At 71.4% G+C, this 16,861-nt stretch carries 11 protein-coding genes and 1 pseudogene; 11 read left to right on the top strand and 1 reads right to left on the bottom strand.

All coding sequences use genetic code 11. The features are described 5' to 3' along the window. Positions 1-76 precede the first annotated feature (76 nt). The 7 genes and pseudogenes from AQJ91_RS29825 (at position 77) to AQJ91_RS29855 (ending at position 11,314) form a co-directional block, all read left to right on the top strand. On the top strand, positions 77-1,621 hold the full coding sequence (locus AQJ91_RS29825) for a DUF4192 domain-containing protein (RefSeq protein WP_067027690.1): 1,545 nt from the start codon (positions 77-79) through the stop codon (positions 1,619-1,621). Positions 1,622-2,002: 381 nt separating this feature from the next. After that, positions 2,003-3,781 (top strand): annotated as a pseudogene (locus tag AQJ91_RS29830) (glycogen debranching N-terminal domain-containing protein). 130 nt (positions 3,782-3,911) lie between these two features. Next, entirely contained in the window at positions 3,912-4,670 is a 759-nt protein-coding gene (locus tag AQJ91_RS29835) for an NUDIX hydrolase (protein ID WP_067027692.1), read from the top strand. Between the two features lie 136 nt (positions 4,671-4,806). Continuing rightward, the gene (locus tag AQJ91_RS29840; RefSeq protein ID WP_067027694.1) at positions 4,807-7,329 is read left to right on the top strand and encodes an ATP-binding cassette domain-containing protein; all 2,523 of its coding nucleotides are present in this window, start codon (positions 4,807-4,809) and stop codon (positions 7,327-7,329) included. Positions 7,330-7,491: 162 nt separating this feature from the next. Next, positions 7,492-8,379, top strand: a complete 888-nt coding sequence (locus AQJ91_RS29845; protein ID WP_107122572.1) for a FadR/GntR family transcriptional regulator — start codon at positions 7,492-7,494, stop codon at positions 8,377-8,379. 427 nt (positions 8,380-8,806) lie between these two features. Beyond that, a complete protein-coding gene (locus AQJ91_RS29850) occupies positions 8,807-10,339 on the top strand; it encodes an RNA polymerase sigma factor (protein ID WP_067027806.1) in 1,533 nt (510 codons plus the stop codon). A 120-nt stretch (positions 10,340-10,459) separates the two neighbouring features. Further along, on the top strand, positions 10,460-11,314 hold the full coding sequence (locus AQJ91_RS29855) for a S1 family peptidase (protein WP_067027699.1): 855 nt from the start codon (positions 10,460-10,462) through the stop codon (positions 11,312-11,314). A 114-nt stretch (positions 11,315-11,428) separates the two neighbouring features. On the opposite strand, the gene AQJ91_RS29860 is transcribed toward AQJ91_RS29855, so the two are convergent. Continuing rightward, a complete protein-coding gene (locus tag AQJ91_RS29860; protein ID WP_053749190.1) occupies positions 11,429-11,659 on the bottom strand; it encodes a DUF7455 domain-containing protein in 231 nt (76 codons plus the stop codon). 443 nt (positions 11,660-12,102) lie between these two features. On the opposite strand from AQJ91_RS29860, the gene AQJ91_RS29865 reads away from it, so the two are divergent. From AQJ91_RS29865 to AQJ91_RS29880, 4 genes are all read left to right on the top strand, one after another. Beyond that, positions 12,103-14,226: a DNA gyrase/topoisomerase IV subunit B gene (locus AQJ91_RS29865; RefSeq protein ID WP_067027701.1), complete on the top strand. Its 2,124-nt coding sequence runs from the start codon at positions 12,103-12,105 to the stop codon at positions 14,224-14,226. Positions 14,227-14,461: 235 nt separating this feature from the next. Then, a complete protein-coding gene (locus AQJ91_RS29870; RefSeq protein ID WP_067027703.1) occupies positions 14,462-15,004 on the top strand; it encodes a DUF1453 family protein in 543 nt (180 codons plus the stop codon). Continuing rightward, entirely contained in the window at positions 15,001-16,152 is a 1,152-nt protein-coding gene (locus AQJ91_RS29875; RefSeq protein WP_067027705.1) for a sensor histidine kinase, read from the top strand. The genes AQJ91_RS29870 and AQJ91_RS29875 overlap by 4 nt, the downstream gene beginning before the upstream one ends. Beyond that, positions 16,149-16,832, top strand: a complete 684-nt coding sequence (locus tag AQJ91_RS29880; RefSeq protein ID WP_067027707.1) for a response regulator transcription factor — start codon at positions 16,149-16,151, stop codon at positions 16,830-16,832. The genes AQJ91_RS29875 and AQJ91_RS29880 overlap by 4 nt, the downstream gene beginning before the upstream one ends. The last annotated feature ends 29 nt before the right edge of the window (positions 16,833-16,861 follow it).

Genomic DNA, 16,861 nt, shown 5'->3' on the forward strand with positions numbered 1-16,861 from the left:
ACCGAGTTGTCGTGTTCCTGGTCGGACTTATCCACAGGCCAAAGCGGAACTTCGTGATCCGCGAGATCGTCTGCGCATGACGAATCACAGCGAAACGACTGGATCCCCTGATAACGGCGATACCGCAGGAGGGGGCGGCACCACCGGCCGCGAGAAGCCGCTCGACCCGACCGCGTACGAAGAGCACGGCACCACCCATCAGGTCACCCTGCGTACCCCGGCCGAACTGGCCGACGCCCTGCCGTATCTGCTCGGCTACCGCCCCGAGGACAGCATCGTGCTGGTCGCCCTGCACGACAGGGACGGACGTGGCCGCTTCGGCGGCCGGGCCCGGCTCGGCATTCCCACGAGCGCGGACGACTGGGCGTCCGCCTCCCGGCAGCTGACCCATGGACTGGTGACGGGCAGCGAGCGCCGAGGAGCCCGGCCCGAGCAGATGGTCGCCTACCTGTGCCAGGAACCGGCGAAGGGCGAGTCGGGCCGCCAGGTCATGGAACGGCTGCGTCCGCTGGTCCAGAAGCTGCGCGTCGAGTGCGGCCTCCTCGACGTGCCGGTGATCGAGGCACTGTGCATCTCGGACGGCCGGTTCTGGTCGTACTGCTGTGAGAACGAGGGATGCTGTCCGGCCGAGGGAGTGCAGATGGGCCTTCCCGGTACGTCGGTGCTGGCCGCCGCGGCCACCTACGCCGGACTCCAGGTGCGGGGCACACTGCGCGAGTTGCGGGCCAGGCTCCTGCCCTGGGAGACCGCGGCAGCCCTGGAGCAGGAGATTGCCCTGGATACCGCCGGCATGGCCCTGGTCCCCAGGATCCTCGACGACGCGAGCCGGGCCGAAGTGGCCGAGGAGACGCTGGAACTCGCGGCGCGGATCATGAAGCGGCTGGCTGAGGCCGCGTCCGTGTCCGGCACTCTCCTCGCGGACCTCCGGGACGACGAACTGCTCGCTCACGACGAAGCCGCAACCCTGGTCCTCGGCCTGCAGGACCGCACGACCCGCGACCGTGCGGCCGAGTGGATGGAGGGCGATGAGGCCGGCCCTGCCCTCCGCCTCTGGCGGGCACTGGCCCGTCGCTGCGTCGGAGCGTACGGCGAGCACGCCGCGGCTCCCCTCACCCTGGCCGGCTGGGTCGCCTGGTCCACCGGCGACGGACTGGAGGCCAGGGAAGCCCTCGCCATGGCACTGGGCGCGGACCCCGACTACCTCTTCGCCCGTCTCCTGCACCAGGCCTGCAACGAGGGCCTGGACCCGGAGTCGATCCGCCGCTGCCTGCGCACGGAACGCACGGGCCGGGAGCGCGCGCGTGTTGATGGTCCGAGGGCTGCTGACACGCCCGTAGCGGACGAGGCCGCGGCGCCCACTCCCCTGTCGGACACGGCTGCACGTCGTCGCCGTACACGTCCTGCCCGTACGGCCGCCAGCCGTCGCCGGGCGAGGGCCGGAGGCCCGGAGTCGGGGTCGGACGTTCCCCGTCCGCGGACACCGGCGAACAGCGCGCATCCCGGTGCCGCGGGGGAGGCCGGTACGCGACCGCCCGCTGCTCGGAAGGGCGCGGCGCGACGACGGGGCGGCAGCCCGGGGGGCGTGCATCCGGGAAGCACGGGCGGCGAGGGGGGCGTGTGAGCCATCGATTCGACTGTCGCGGAGCCATGAGCGGGCGGCACTTGGGGGCCGGCATCAGCAAGGTGGGGCCCCACCGGCGGGGCGCAGAAGGCCGAGGCCCCGGCTCCCCAACGAGCCTCGGGGTCGAGCCGCGCTACGAGTTGGGTGGACACGGCGGCCATACGACCGGGTTACGTCGGCGCGGGCGTGACCAGGAGGAGCCCCGCTCCGTTCACCTGAGTGGCGGAACGCCTGGACGGGCCGTGCCGCCGCACCGCCCGTTCCCTCCGGATCCGCCCACCCGGCGCCGCACCCGCTCGAGGCGCACAGAGCGCAGAGGAAGCCATCCCATGCAACAGCCGACTCCGCCCTTCTCCGCCGCCGACGATCGCTCCACGGCAGGTGGTCCCGCGCCGTCGTCCAGGCCGGGCGTCGGCCTGCCGCCCGCAGCGGGCGGCGCGGACGGGCTCGGTGCCGGGCTCCCGGCCGATGCCTGGCGCGGTGCCCCGCCGGCCGGCCAGGACTGGTGCCTGCCGTCGGCGGACCGGAGCCGAGCTCCTGTCTGGTCGGCAGACCACGGCCCACCCTCCGCTCCGTCTGCGAGTCAGGGGCCATCGCCTGGCCGGCCGGCAGACCGGGCCCGAACTGCCCGCCAGCGTCCACGACTCCGGCCTGCGCTGGTCCCGCGCGGGAGGGAGCTCAGCGGTGACGGCCGACCCGCCGCCCGCCGACGCCCTGGCCTCGGCGGGGCTGCTGCGCTGGGAGCTCGAGCTGCCCCCGGGCGGCAGCGCCAGCGTGGAGCTTCGGGTACGGCCGGACGGCGCGGGGCCGGTCCGGGCCGTGGGCCGCGCGGCCACCAGCCCCATCGCTTCCGCGCGGGCGACCGGCGACGACCCCGGCGCCGAGGCACTGCTGCCGACGAGCATCGACGACCTCCAGGCCCTGCTGCTGCGTGACCCTGCCCATCCCGCCGACACACACCTGGCCGCCGGGGCGCCCTGGCGTTGCGGTCTGGCACCGGCGGAGGCGCTTGCCGCGGCCCGTATGACGCTGCCCCTCGGCACCCGGCTCGCCGCGGGCACACTGCGTACCCTCGCGCGCACCCAACTCCCCGGTCCGGGACCGCAGTCCGGCATGATCCCCGGGCCGAGACGGGACGCGGGCACGCATCTGCCGCCGGGCTGCACGGGCACGGAGGCCACGCTGCTCTTCCCCGCGCTCCTCGCGGAGGCACGCCGCTGGGGGCTGCCCGAGCAGGACACGGAACTGCTCCCGGCGGCCGAGCGCTGTCTGACCTGGCTGCGGAACACCGTGGGCAACGGCACGTATCTGTGCGACCCGCAGCCCGGCGGGCCCGTCCGCTGCGAGACACAAGCCCACGCCCACCGTGCGGCACTGCTCGGCGCGACCTGCTCGGCGCCCGCGGCAGACCGGGCGGCGCCGAACTGCGGAGGTGGGCCGGGGCACTGCGGGCGGCGTTCCGGGGGGACTTCTGGATCGACGACCGGGGCCGCGGCCGACCGGCGGCTGCCCGCGCACCGGACGGACGCCTCGTACCGCAGCTGGGCGCTGCCGCCGGCCATCTCCTCGACAGCGGACTGCTGGGCGGCGGGGAACAGGCGCCGGGCCTGCTCGACAAGGTGCAGACGGAACAGCTGGCCCGCCTGCTCGGCGGCCCGGCCATGGACTCCGGCTGGGGCCTGCGCGGACTGGGCGCGCAGGAGGCCGGCCACAACCCGTTCGGCCACCGCAGCGGTACCGTGCGCGTCCACGAGACGGCGGTCTGCCGTCGCGGGCTTGGCCGCCGCCGGATACGAGAAGGAGGCCGGCTCGCTGCTGCGGGGCGTGCTGGCGGCCGCCGAGACCTTCGCGCACCGGCTGCCAGAGATGTACGGGGGCGAGCAGCGCACCGACGGGAGGGCTCCCCTCCCGCATCCGGCGGCCTGCCGCCCCGCGGCGTCGGCGGCGGGCGCCGGAGTGCTGTTGCTGACCACACTCGCGGGCATCCGCCCCGACGTCCCCGCGGGGACGGTCACGCTGCGCCCCATGAGCAGTGCGCCACTGGGCGAGATCGTCCTGACGGGGCTTCGGGCGGCGGGCGCCCCGTTCTCCGTGCGGGTCAGCCGGCTCGGGCTCGCCATGGTCGAAGAGGCGGCCGACGGACTGCAACTGGGGGTGTGACCTGGTACGACGTCGCACCTCACGACCGTATGTGCGGATGGTGACGCGTATAACGGACCGAAGTGGATCAGCCACCGGCGCGGCTGGCGAAAGGAGTGTTTATCGTCAAGCAGACGACTATGATCGCCGCATGCCCTACGACCCGTCAGCCTTTCCGCCCTTCGCCGTCACCGTGGACCTGGTCGTGCTGACCGTGCGCCGTCATGCCCTGTGCGCGCTGGCGGTGCGCAGGGGGGAACCGCCCTTCCAGGGGCGCTGGGCACTGCCCGGCGGGTTCGTCAGGGCCGACGAGGATCTGGCGCAGGCCGCCGCGCGCGAGCTGGCCGAGGAGACGGGGCTGCGGGTCCACGACCCGGCCGTCCCTGTGCAGGACAACGGCGCCCATCTGGAACAGCTCGCGACCTACGGCGACCCCAAGCGGGATCCCCGGATGCGCGTGGTCAGCGTCGCCCATCTGGCACTCGCCCCCGACCTGCCCGCACCCCGGGCGGGCGGCGACGCCAGCAACGCGCGCTGGGCGCCGGTCGAGGAGCTGCTGCAGCAGGGCGGCTACGGCCGTGACGGCGAACCGGTCGCGCCGCTCGCCTTCGATCACGCGCAGATCCTGGCGGACGGGGTGGAGCGCGCCCGCTCCAAGATCGAGTACTCGTCGTTGGCCACCGCGTTCTGCCCCACCGAGTTCACCGTCGGCGAGCTGCGCCGCGTCTACGAGGCGGTGTGGGGTGTGGCGCTCGACCCGCGCAACTTCCACCGCAAGGTGACGGGCACACCGGGATTCCTCGTCCCCACCGGCGGTACGACCACGCGCCAGGGCGGCCGCCCGGCACAGCTCTTCCGCGCCGGCGGTGCCACGCTGCTCAACCCCCCGATGCTGCGCCCCGAGGTGTGAGCCGGGGCCCGGAATCCCACGCCGGACCGGGTCCAGGAGCGAACAGCGAACAAGGGTCCGACCGGGCCGACTGCCGTCTGTGGAGCGGGCCTTGCGCTGCCCAAAAAACCGGACATAGCGCGCTATCTTGCATCAGGTGATCCAGGCCTTCGGACTGACCAGCAACCCCCGCAAGGAGCTTCCGCCCGCCGTCGACGACTTCTCCTTCGAGGCGCACGCCGGCCGCGTCACCACGCTCCTCGGAGCGCCGGGTGCGGGCAAGACGACGGCGCTCAGACTCCTGCTCCAACTCCAACAGGGCCGAGGCATCGCCTACTTCAGAGGCCGGCCCCTGCACCGCATCGCCCATCCGTCGCGCGAAGTCGGGGTACTCCTCGGCGAGGTGCCCGGACACCCGGCCCGCACGGTCCGCGGCCACCTCCGCATGCTGTGCGCCGCAGCGGGAGTACCGGTCCGGCGTGCCGACGAGGTCCTCGAGGTGGTCGGCCTCGTCAGCCTGCGCGACGAACGCCTCGGCGTCCTCTCGCGCGGCATGGACCGCCGCCTCGGCCTGGTCTGCGCCCTGCTCGCCGACCCGCACACGCTCGTGCTCGACGACCCCGCCGACGGACTCTCGGCCCGCGAGAGCCGCTGGCTGTACGGCATGCTCCGCGCGCACGCCGATCAGGGCGGCACGGTTCTGTTGACCACGGCCGATCCCAAAGAGGCCGCGCGTACCGCCGACCGGGTCGTCACGCTGGAGCAGGGCAGGCTCGTCGCCGACCAGGAGGCCGCCGACTTCTCCCGTACCCGGCTGCGCCCCCGTGTCGCCGTCCGCACCCCGCATCCTGCCCGCCTCGCCGCCCTGCTCACCAAGGAGGCCCGCACCGCACAGCGCTCCGTAGAGGTCGTCCGCGAGGGCGGCAACCGCCTCTCCGTGTACGGCAGTACCTGCGCCGACGTCGGCGAGACCGCGTTCCGTCACGGCGTGCTCGTACACCAACTCGCGGACGAGGTCGGGGATATGGGCCCTGGCGCGGGAGCGGACGTCGAGGACGTGCCGCGGACCGTCGGTGAGCCGCTGGTGCCGGACTGGCATGCCCTCGGGGTTGCGCGCGGTGCGCCGCAGGCGGTGGACGGTGAGTCGGCCGACGGCAGTGCCTGTGGGGTGTCAGGTGAGTTGCCGCGGACGTCGGATGGTGAGTCGGCCGGCGGTGCTTGTGGGGAGCCGGGTGAGTTGCCGCGGACGTCGGATGGTGAGTGGGTCGGCGGCAGTGCCTGTGGGATGTCGGATTGGTCGCCGCTGACGCCGGACGGTGAGGCGGCCCATGGCCGTGCGCGCGGAGCTTCAGCCGAGGCGCCGCAGGCGGCAGACGGCGTCCGGCCCGGCGCCAGTGCGCCTACGGCAGCGAGGGGGACGCCGCTCAAGAACGGAACATCCTGCATGCCGGACGACGAGTCGGCCGGGAGCGGTGTTCGTGAAGGCGCCGCCGAGAAACGGCAGGCGCGGGAGACCGAGTCGGCGGACGCGGCCACCCGGGCAGGGTCCGTCGACGAGCAGGCCTCCGCCGACCGATCGCACCCCTCCGTGAAGGCGCACCCGCCCGCCGGCACAAGCGCAGCCCCGTCCTCCACCGACGCCGGTCCGACCACAGGCCCAGCCGCAGAACCGCGGACGTCTGCCGCCGACAACACGGCCCAACCCAAGGCGCCCGTATCCACCACCGGCGCCACCGCTCGCACCCTCCGCGGCACGGATCATCCCGCGCAGACCGCTCCGGCGGCCGGTCCCGGAGACACGCCTGCGGTCGGCCGTCGACCTCAGGAGACGCCGCGCTCGCATTCCCGGACCCGGAGCCTCCGCCCCGCCGAACTGCCCGCTCTGCCACCCCCCATCTCCGTCCGCCCCGCCCCCAGCCCGCTCCGCCCGCTCCGCTACGAACTGCGCCGCGCCGCCGGAATCGGCACGGGCTTCCTCACCGGGGCCGCCGTGCTCGTGGTGTCCGCCCTCACCGCCGTACTCCTGGCCCGCATCGGCCACACCCCGCAGCCGCGCCTGCTCGTCGCGTGGCCGCAGGGGCTGCCGCTGCCGCCCGCGGCGCTCGGCGCCGGGCTGCTCGGCGCGCTCGCCTTCGGCGACGAGTTCCGCCACCCCGCCCTGGCGGCGGACCGCGGCACCGTGCCCCGCCGGCTGGGGCTGCTCACGGCCAAGCTCCTCGTCTCCGGGGCCACCGCGCTGCTGCTGGCCTTCCTCACGGTGGGCTGCGACGCCGAAGTGCTCTATCTCGTCTACGGACGGGAGCTCGCTCAGGTTCCCGCAGAGTGGCTTTCGCTGAGCGCGAGTTGGCTCGGGCTGGTGGTCGGGTGCGCCTGGGCCGGTGTGCTGGCCGCAGGTGTCTTCCGGTCGACCACGGCCGGACTCGCGGCGGTGGTCGCCGTACCGGTCCTCGTCGTCCCTCTCGTACAAAAGGCCTTGGAGGGTCCGTCCGTGCGGTCGGCGGCCGGTCTTCCCCTGCGGCTGCGCGAGGTGTTCCTGCTCCAGTGGCCCTTCGGAGGAGAGCGCTATCTGGCCGCCGCCGCGCGCGTTGTTGCCCAACCCGTGGGCGGCGCGCTGGCGTTGTCCCTGACCGCGCTGCTCTGCGCGTATCTGCTGACGACCCTGCGTAGCAGGGTCCGATGACGACCGTCAGAACCCTTTCGGTCCCGCCGTGCGCACAACTCCCCGGGGAAAGCCCATTTCTTTCCGATAAGGCGTCAATTGCGACGGGGTGAGCGATCACCCTTTCGTGTGCTTTTCACCAAAGACCTCAAGGGAGTTGGAGACGGCGCCGACAAAGGACTCGTGAGTACCCTTGCGCACACCATGATGACCGCCGCCCGCGCCGCCGACTCCGGTCTCGCCGGCCCGGGCGAACTTGACCGCTACCCCTACGCCGAGGCGTCTGTCGCCGACCGCGTCGGAGTCCCCTCCTGGGACGGCGCCGACCCGGAGCTGGGCCGCGTGGGCCGGCGTGCCGCAGGCAGCCGCGGACGCGGACTGCACGGCCAACTCGTCCAGCAGCTGGGCCAGATGATCGTCTCCGGCGACCTGGGCGCCGACCGGCCGCTGGTGCCCGAAGAGATCGGCCAGCGCTTCGAGGTCTCCCGTACCGTCGTCCGTGAGTCGCTCCGCGTCCTGGAGGCCAAGGGCCTCGTCAGCGCCCGGCCGAACGTCGGCACGCGTGTGCGTCCCGTCAGCGACTGGAACCTCCTCGACCCGGACATCATCGAGTGGCGGGCCTTCGGCCCCCAGCGCGACGACCAGCGGCGCGAGCTGAGTGAGCTGCGCTGGACGATCGAGCCGCTCGCCGCGCGCCTCGCCGCTGGGCACGGACGCGAGGACGTCCAGCAGCGCCTCGCCGACATGGTCGAGATCATGGGCCACGCCATGAGCCAGGGTGACGCGCTCACCTTCTCCCGCGCCGACGCCGAGTTCCACTCCCTGCTGATCCAGATCGCGGGCAACCGCATGCTGGAGCATCTCTCCGGGATCGTCTCGGCGGCCCTTCAGGTGTCCGGCGGCCCGGTAACGGGCTGTGACCGGCCGAACGAGGCGTCGCTTGGGCACCACGGCAGGATCGTCGACGCAGTCGCCGCCGGCGAGGGCGCTGGGGCCGAGGCGGCCATGCGCCAACTGCTCACCGTCCATCCCGAGGCGGAGCGCGTGGTGCCCGCCCCGCGCGAGCACTGACCGCGCCACGGTTGGCGCGGCCGGGGGTGCCGCCCCCTCCTGCGGTATCGCCCGGCCGGCGAACCGTCTCCCGTCGGACCTCGCAGGATCCGCGGCGGATCCTGCGAGGTCCGACGGTGCGACGACGTGGTGCGATCGTCGCAGGGCCTACGCTTGAGGATGTGGGTGACCTCTTCTGTCCGTGTCCATCCGTTTTTGATCGCTTACGGGGTGTGACTCGGGCCACGCAGATTGGGCGTAACGCTTGTGGAAACAGCGCGATGACCTAAGAGGTGACTGCCGAGGAGGGAATACGGACGCCATTCAAGGCGCTGTGCATCTCCCCGGCCCCGCCCGCGCCGTCGGCCCGATCCCCCGGCCGGTGGTCGGCTCCTGTCCGCTGTGGACGGGGCCGGAAGCCGTTTTCCAACGTTCCGAGAGGTTGTTCGTGTCGGCCAGCACATCCCGTACGCTCCCGCCGGAGATCGCCGAGTCCGTCTCTGTCATGGCTCTCATTGAGCGGGGAAAGGCTGAGGGGCAGATCGCCGGCGACGATGTGCGTCGGGCCTTCGAAGCTGACCAGATTCCGGCCACTCAGTGGAAGAACGTACTGCGCAGCCTCAACCAGATCCTCGAGGAAGAGGGTGTGACGCTGATGGTCAGTGCCGCGGAGCCCAAGCGCACCCGAAAGAGCGTCGCAGCGAAGAGTCCGGCCAAGCGCACCGCCACCAAGACGGTTGCGGCGAAGACGGTGACCACCAAGAAGGCCACCGCCACCGCCACGCCGGCGGCGCCCGACGTCGCCGACGCCGCCGTCGAGGACGAGGCCACCGCCAAGAAGGCCGCTGCCAAGAAGACGACCGCCAAGAAGGCGGCCGCGAAGAAGACCGTCGCCAAGAAGACGGCGGCCAAGAAGACGACCGCCAAGAAGGACGACGCCGAGGTCGTCGAGGACGAGGTCCTCGAGGAAGCCAAGCCCGGCGACGAGCCCGAGGGCACCGAGAGCGCCGGGTTCGTACTGTCCGACGACGACGAGGACGACGCCCCCGCGCAGCAGGTCGCGGCGGCCGGTGCCACCGCCGACCCGGTCAAGGACTACCTCAAGCAGATCGGCAAGGTCCCGCTGCTCAACGCCGAGCAGGAGGTCGAGCTCGCCAAGCGCATCGAGGCCGGTCTGTTCGCCGAGGACAAGCTGGCCAACGCCGACAAGCTCGCTCCCAAGCTCAAGCGCGAGCTGGAGATCATTGCCGAGGACGGGCGCCGCGCCAAGAACCACCTTCTGGAGGCCAACCTCCGTCTGGTGGTCTCCCTGGCCAAGCGTTACACCGGCCGCGGCATGCTCTTCCTGGACCTCATCCAGGAGGGCAACCTCGGTCTGATCCGCGCGGTCGAGAAGTTCGACTACACCAAGGGCTACAAGTTCTCCACGTACGCCACCTGGTGGATCCGTCAGGCGATCACCCGCGCGATGGCCGACCAGGCCCGCACCATCCGTATCCCGGTGCACATGGTCGAGGTCATCAACAAGCTCGCGCGTGTGCAGCGCCAGATGCTCCAGGACCTGGGCCGCGAGCCCACTCCGGAGGAGCTGGCCAAGGAGCTCGACATGACCCCGGAGAAGGTCATCGAGGTCCAGAAGTACGGCCGCGAGCCCATCTCGCTGCACACGCCGCTCGGCGAGGACGGCGACAGCGAGTTCGGTGACCTCATCGAGGACTCCGAGGCTGTGGTCCCGGCCGACGCGGTCAGCTTCACGCTCCTCCAGGAGCAGCTGCACTCCGTACTCGACACCCTGTCCGAGCGTGAGGCAGGCGTCGTCTCGATGCGTTTCGGTCTCACCGACGGTCAGCCGAAGACCCTCGACGAGATCGGCAAGGTGTACGGCGTCACGCGCGAGCGCATCCGCCAGATCGAGTCCAAGACCATGTCGAAGCTGCGCCACCCGTCGCGTTCGCAGGTGCTGCGCGACTACCTCGACTAGGTCGTAGTCGTACGACGACGAAGGCCCGGCCCCTGGATGGGGCCGGGCCTTCGTGCTGCGGGCCATGACTCTCTGCGTGACTCTGGGTGTCCGATCAACACTCCGGAGTAAGGAGCATGCATGCGTTGTCGTATCGCCCGGACGCTGGCCCGGCCGTTGGTTCTGGCGGTCGCCGCAGCCGCCATACCCCTGGTGTCCGCCGCCCCCGTGGCCGCCGACAGCATTGTCGTCGGCGGTTTCCCGGTCGACGTGTCCGAGGCTCCGTGGACAGTGGCGTTGGCGAGCCGTGACCGGTTCGGGGGTACGCGCGCGGGGCAGTTCTGCGGTGGCGCGGCTGTCGGCCCGACCACCGTGCTCACCGCGGCGCACTGTCTGGCCGAGGACGTGCTGGGCGCGCCACCGGACCGGGTGCGCGATCTCAAGGTCATCCAGGGCCGTACGGACCTTCTCTCCGGCCGGGGCCGGGAGATCCCCGTGCGCGACACGTGGGTGAACCCGGACTACGACGGGGTCAGTAACGCCGGGGACTTCGCTGTGCTCACCCTGGCGGCAGAGCTTCCCCAGGGTTCGGTCATCGGGATGGCGGGCGCCGGTGACGCGACCTACGAACCGGGCGTGGGGGCGATGGTCTTCGGCTGGGGTGACACCACGGGTTCCGGCGACTACACACGCGGCCTGCGGGCCGCACGCGTGCACGTGCTGCCTGACGCCCGCTGTGAGGAGGCGTACCCGGGCAGCTCTGAGGGCACCTATCTCGCCGCCACCATGCTGTGCGCGGGGGAGGAGGAAGGCCACCGTGACGCCTGTCAGGGGGACAGCGGCGGGCCGCTGGTCGCCCAGGGGAAGCTGATCGGGCTCGTGTCCTGGGGGAGCGGTTGTGGCAGGGCGGGCAGTCCCGGTGTCTACACGCGGGTGTCCGCCGTCCTGCGAACGCTGGGCCGGGACGGTGTGCGCGATCCGCGTCCGGGTGCCTGAGACGGAGCCCGACTGGGTTCACCGGCCACGCGTACGGGCGGCTGCCCCTGCTCTCAGGGGCAGCCGCCCGTACGCCGGCCTGTGCCAGAGCTTGCTCGTCGTGGATGCGAGGTATCAGCGCTCTTCTTCGGAGGCGGATGCCGGAGCAGCCGTCAGCCGCTCCGTCTCGTCCTGTATCTCAGCGGCGATCTTCTTGAGTTCCGGCTCGAACTTGCGGCCGTGGTGGGCGCAGAAGAGCAGCTCTCCACCGCTGAGCAGGACGACGCGCACGTACGCCTGGGCGCCGCAGCGGTCGCAGCGGTCAGCGGCCGTCAGCGGGCTCGCGGGGGTCAGAACAGTAGTCACGTCGCCTCTTCTCTAGCTCGACGAGCTGTCGTACCAGGGTCAACATCCAACCAGCCTCAAAACGTTCCCGCTCGCGGCTTCTCCCAGAGAGAAATTTTCCGAGGCGGCTGGCTGCTGCCGGTTTGGCGGCGAATGTGCCGTATTGCGTATCTGTCGTGCTTACGGTTTCGCGCTGTCGGTCAGTGGTCGGTCCCTCCGGCTGGGTTGCCGGTTTGTTCATGAGGACGTGCCCGGAGCCTAAATGGTTCATGCCTGGAAGGGAACGTGATATGTACTTCACTCCAACGAGGGATCGAACACTCATACGACTCTGGACTAGTCTGAGTTCAGACGAGGGTGGCGTTACACCGGCTCTACCAGGCCTCGGTACCCTCTGAGCGGCAACCGAAGCCGCGCCCTTACCCAAAAGGGCGTCACCTGAAATTCAGCGAGGAGCGAACCGCGTGACCGCCGAGACGTCCGTGCCGTCCACAGCGCTGCTGGCAGGAGCAGACCGGGACGGTTCCAACTACACCGCGCGGCACCTCCTCGTCCTTGAGGGCCTCGAGGCCGTGCGCAAGCGCCCGGGCATGTACATCGGGTCGACCGACAGCCGCGGTCTGATGCACTGCCTGTGGGAGATCATCGACAACTCCGTGGACGAGGCCCTCGGGGGCTACTGCGACCACATCGAGGTGATCCTCCACGATGACGGTTCCGTGGAGGTCCGGGACAACGGCCGGGGCATCCCGGTCGATGTCGAGCCCAAGACCGGCATGTCCGGCGTCGAGGTCGTCATGACCAAGCTGCACGCCGGCGGCAAGTTCGGCGGCGGCTCGTACGCCGCGTCCGGCGGTCTGCACGGCGTCGGCGCCTCCGTGGTCAACGCCCTGTCCGCCCGGCTGGACGTCGAGGTGGACCGCAGCGGTCACACCCACGGCATCAGCTTCCGGCGCGGCGTGCCCGGCGCCTTCGCCGGCGAAGGAGCCGACGCCAAGTTCGAGGCCAAGAGCGGCCTGCGCAGGGCCAAGAAGATCCCCAAGGCCCGCACCGGCACGCGCGTGCGCTACTGGGCCGACCGGCAGATCTTCCTCAAGGACGCCAAGCTCTCCCTGGAGAACCTGCATCAGCGTGCCCGCCAGACCGCGTTCCTGGTCCCCGGCCTGACCATCGTCGTCCGCGACGAGTTCGGCCTCGGCCAGGACGGCAGCAAGGGCGAGGAGTCCTTCCGCTTCGACGGCGGCATCAGCGAGTTCTGCGAGTACCTGGCGACCGACAAGCCGGTGTGCGACGTCCTCCGCTTCTCCGGCCAGGGCACCTTCAAGGAGACGGTCCCGGTCCTCGACGACCACGGCCAGATGACGCCCACCGAGGTCACCCGTGAGCTCGGCGTGGACGTCGCACTGCGCTGGGGGACCGGCTACGACACAACCCTCAGGTCGTTCGTCAACATCATCGCCACGCCCAAGGGCGGCACCCATGTCGCCGGCTTCGAGCAGGCGATCGCCAAGACGATGAACGAGGTGCTGCGCGCCAAGAAGCTGCTGCGCGTCGCCGAGGACGACGTCGTCAAGGACGACGCCCTGGAGGGCCTCACCGCGGTCGTCACCGTGCGCCTCGCCGAGCCGCAGTTCGAGGGCCAGACCAAGGAGGTCCTCGGCACCTCGGCGGCCCGCCGGATCGTGAACACCGTGATCTCCAAGGAGCTCAAGGCGTTCCTCACATCCACCAAGCGGGACGCCGCGGCCCAGGCCCGAGTGGTCATGGAGAAGGCAGTGGCCGCCGCCCGGACGCGGATCGCGGCCCGCCAGCACAAGGACGCGCAGCGCCGGAAGACGGCCCTGGAGTCCTCGTCGCTGCCGGCCAAGCTCGCCGACTGCCGCAGTGACGACGTGGAGCGCAGCGAGCTGTTCATCGTCGAGGGCGACTCCGCGCTCGGCACCGCCAAGCTCGCCCGGAACTCCGAGTTTCAGGCGCTGCTGCCGATCCGCGGCAAGATCCTCAACGTTCAGAAGTCGTCCGTGACGGACATGCTGAAGAACGCGGAGTGCGGAGCGATCATCCAGGTCATAGGAGCGGGATCGGGCCGGACCTTCGACATCGACGCGGCCCGCTACGGCAAGATCATCATGATGACCGACGCCGATGTCGACGGCTCCCACATCCGGACCCTGCTGCTGACGCTGTTCCACCGTTACATGCGGCCCATGGTCGAGGCCGGCCGGGTCTTCGCCGCGGTTCCGCCGCTGCACCGCGTCGAGATCATCCAGCCGAAGAAGGGCCAGGACAAGTACGTCTACACGTACTCGGACCGCGAACTGCGCGACAAGCTCCTGGAGTTCCAGAGCAAGGGCGTCCGGTACAAGGACTCCATCCAGCGGTACAAGGGTCTCGGTGAGATGGACGCCGACCAGCTGGCCGAGACGACGATGGACCCGCGTCACCGCACCCTGCGCCGGATCAACCTCTCCGACCTGGACTCCGCGGAGCAGGTCTTCGATCTGCTGATGGGCAACGACGTGGCGCCGCGCAAGGAGTTCATCTCCAGCTCTGCCGCGACGCTGGACCGCTCGCGCATCGACGCGTAGCCGCTGCGCTTGGCCGGGGCCGGGTTTGTCTCGGCCTCGGCTTCGCCTTCGGCCCTGTCGTGTTTCCCACCCGAGCGCCGTGGCGGGTCTCCACCCGTGGGTGGAGGGGCGGCTGTTCGGGGATCCACCCATGATCCACCCGGGTTCCGATCTGCGGACCTGCGCTTTTCCGTAGCGTCGAAGGCGTCGGCAGCGCTCGCTGTCGGCATCGTCCTTCTTCGCTCACGGAGGCGTGATGTCCGGGCTCGTCGATGCTTTGCTGATCGCGGCCGCTGTCGTGGTGGTGATCGCGCGGTTGTTGCGCGCACGCCGGATGGGTAACGACCGGCGCTGGTGGCTCGTGCCCGTCGGCATGGCCGTCCTGGCGCTGCGCGAACCCGGCGTCGTCGACGCCGGCCACCGCACGGAGGCGCTCCTCCTGCTCGGTGCCGAGCTGGTCGTCGGCCTCGCCATGGGAGCCGCCTGGGCCTGGACGACCCGCATATGGGTGGCGCCGGACGGTTCCGTGTGGAGCAAGAGCACCAGGAAGAGCCTGGCCGTCTGGCTCGTCGGCCTCGCCCTGCGCGTCGGCCTCTTCGCGTGCGGCGCGGTGCTGGGCGTACGCCAGGACACCTCCGCCCTCCTGCTCGCGCTCGCGGTCACCCTGCTGGTCCGCTCCGGCATCCTGGTCCGGCGTGCCCAGAGCATCGTCCAGGAGGACGGACGAGCCGCGGCGAGCGGCCGGAGCACGGCGTACGGTGACGACGTGCCCCGGCCCGCGCGGAAGGAGCGTGTGTGACGGAGAACGTCTGGACGCGCTGGCCCTCCCGTGAGGCGCTCGGGCGCGAGGGAGTCTCCCAGCCCCGACGACTGGTTGCCCGGGCCGTGCGGCTGATGGTCCTGGGCATGCTCCTGTGGGGCGCCGTCAGTATCGCTCCGGGGCATCGCGGGGGCGCGGTCGGAGCGGTCGTCGGCATTCTGGTGGCGGCGCTGATCGCCTGGGCCCTCTTCCGCACGACGCACGACCACCGGCTCTGGCCCTCGCTCGCGCTCATCACGGTGCTGCTGGGGATCGCGGTCGCCGCCCAGGCTGCCGGCTTCCCGGTTCCCGCCCTCGTCATATGGTGCGGCTGCGCGGTCACCGCGCTGGAAAGGCTGCCGCTCGCGGCCGCCCTGCCCGTGTCCTCGGTCGCTCTCGCGTCGTACGCGGGGTTCAACGACGACTCGTGGCTGAGCACAGCGACCACGGCAGCCGGGCTCGCCCTCGCCGGATACGTCCTGCGGCTGGACGCCGAGGCCCGGGCCAACGCCCAGCGGCTGCTCGCCCAGGAGCGGGCCGCGCGGGCGGCCGAGGCGGAGACGGCGGCCCTCGCGGAGCGGGCGCGCATCGCGCGGGAGATCCACGACGTACTGGCCCACAGCCTCTCGGCGCAGCTGGTGCACCTGGAGGCGGCCCGGCTGCTGATCGAGCGGGGTGCAGACCGGGACCAGATCCTCGAAAGGGTTGTGGCGGCACGGGGCATGGCGCGGGAAGGTCTTGCCGAGACCCGGCAGGCGCTGTCGGCGCTGCGTGGGGAGCTGACCCCGCTGGAGGATTTCCTGGCCCGGCTGGTCGGTACGGCCGACGGGGCCGAGGTCACCATTACGGGTGAGCGCAGACCGCTGCCGGCCGAGGCGTCGCAGGCCGTGCGCAGGGTCGCCCAGGAGGCTCTGACGAACGTCCGTAAGCATGCGCCGGGTGCCAAGGTGCGGGTGCGGCTGGACTACGCCGAGCAACAAGTGACCCTGGACGTGCGGGACTCGGGCGGTGCGCCGGGCGAACTCACGGCGTCGGGAGGCGGGTACGGTCTGCTGGGCATGCGGGAGCGTGCCGAGTTGCTGGGCGGTTCGCTGGCCGCCGGACCGGGCAAGGAGGGGTTCGTGGTGACGCTGAAGGTGCCCGTATGACGGAGGAGGCGGAGAGAGAGCCCGCGCGCGTGGTGGTCGCGGACGACCAGACCGTCGTCCGTGAGGGCATCGTGATGTTGCTGGGACTGCTGCCCGGGATCGAGGTCGTCGGCGCCGCGGGAGACGGGGACGAGGCGGTGCGGCTGGTCGCCGAACTCGCCCCGGACGTGGTGCTGATGGACCTGCGGATGCCCCGCTGCGACGGCGTGGAGGCGACGCGGCGGATCCGGACCGAGCACCCGGGGACGCAGGTCGTGGTGCTCACGACGTACGCGGACGACGAGTCGCTGTTCCCGGCGCTGAGAGCGGGGGCGCGTGGCTACCTCACCAAGGACGCGGGGGGTGATGAGATCGTTCGGGCCGTGCACAGCGTGCTGTCCGGGGACGCGGGGCTGTCGCCGAGCATCCAGCGGCGGCTGCTGGAGCGGCTGTCGGCCCCCGAGCCGCGGCCTGCCGCGTCGGCGGAGGCGCCGGACGGGCTCACCGGGCGGGAGACCGAGGTGCTGGTGCTGATCGCGGAGGGGCTGAACAATCAGGAGATTGCCCGCAAGCTGCACGTCTCCACCGCGACCGTGAAGACGCACATCAACAACCTGTTCGCCAAGACGGGGCTCAAGGACCGTGCCCAGGCGGTGCGTTACGCGTATGCGAAGGGGCTTGCGCGGCCACCTGTGGGATGAATCACCTGATGGGGTGAACAGCGAGGAGA

The organism is Streptomyces dysideae (genome assembly GCF_001514305.1).
GTDB classification, from domain to species: Bacteria; Actinomycetota; Actinomycetes; order Streptomycetales; family Streptomycetaceae; genus Streptomyces; species Streptomyces dysideae.

What these genes read in the sequence shown, in the direction of transcription:
- AQJ91_RS29825 (WP_067027690.1), top strand. Translation starts at nt 77, where the DNA reads ATGACGAATCACAGCGAAACGACTGGATCCCCTGATAACGGCGATACC.
- AQJ91_RS29835 (WP_067027692.1), top strand. Translation starts at nt 3,912, where the DNA reads ATGCCCTACGACCCGTCAGCCTTTCCGCCCTTCGCCGTCACCGTGGAC.
- AQJ91_RS29870 (WP_067027703.1), top strand. Translation starts at nt 14,462, where the DNA reads ATGTCCGGGCTCGTCGATGCTTTGCTGATCGCGGCCGCTGTCGTGGTG.
- AQJ91_RS29880 (WP_067027707.1), top strand. Translation starts at nt 16,149, where the DNA reads ATGACGGAGGAGGCGGAGAGAGAGCCCGCGCGCGTGGTGGTCGCGGAC.
- AQJ91_RS29855 (WP_067027699.1), top strand. Translation starts at nt 10,460, where the DNA reads ATGCGTTGTCGTATCGCCCGGACGCTGGCCCGGCCGTTGGTTCTGGCG.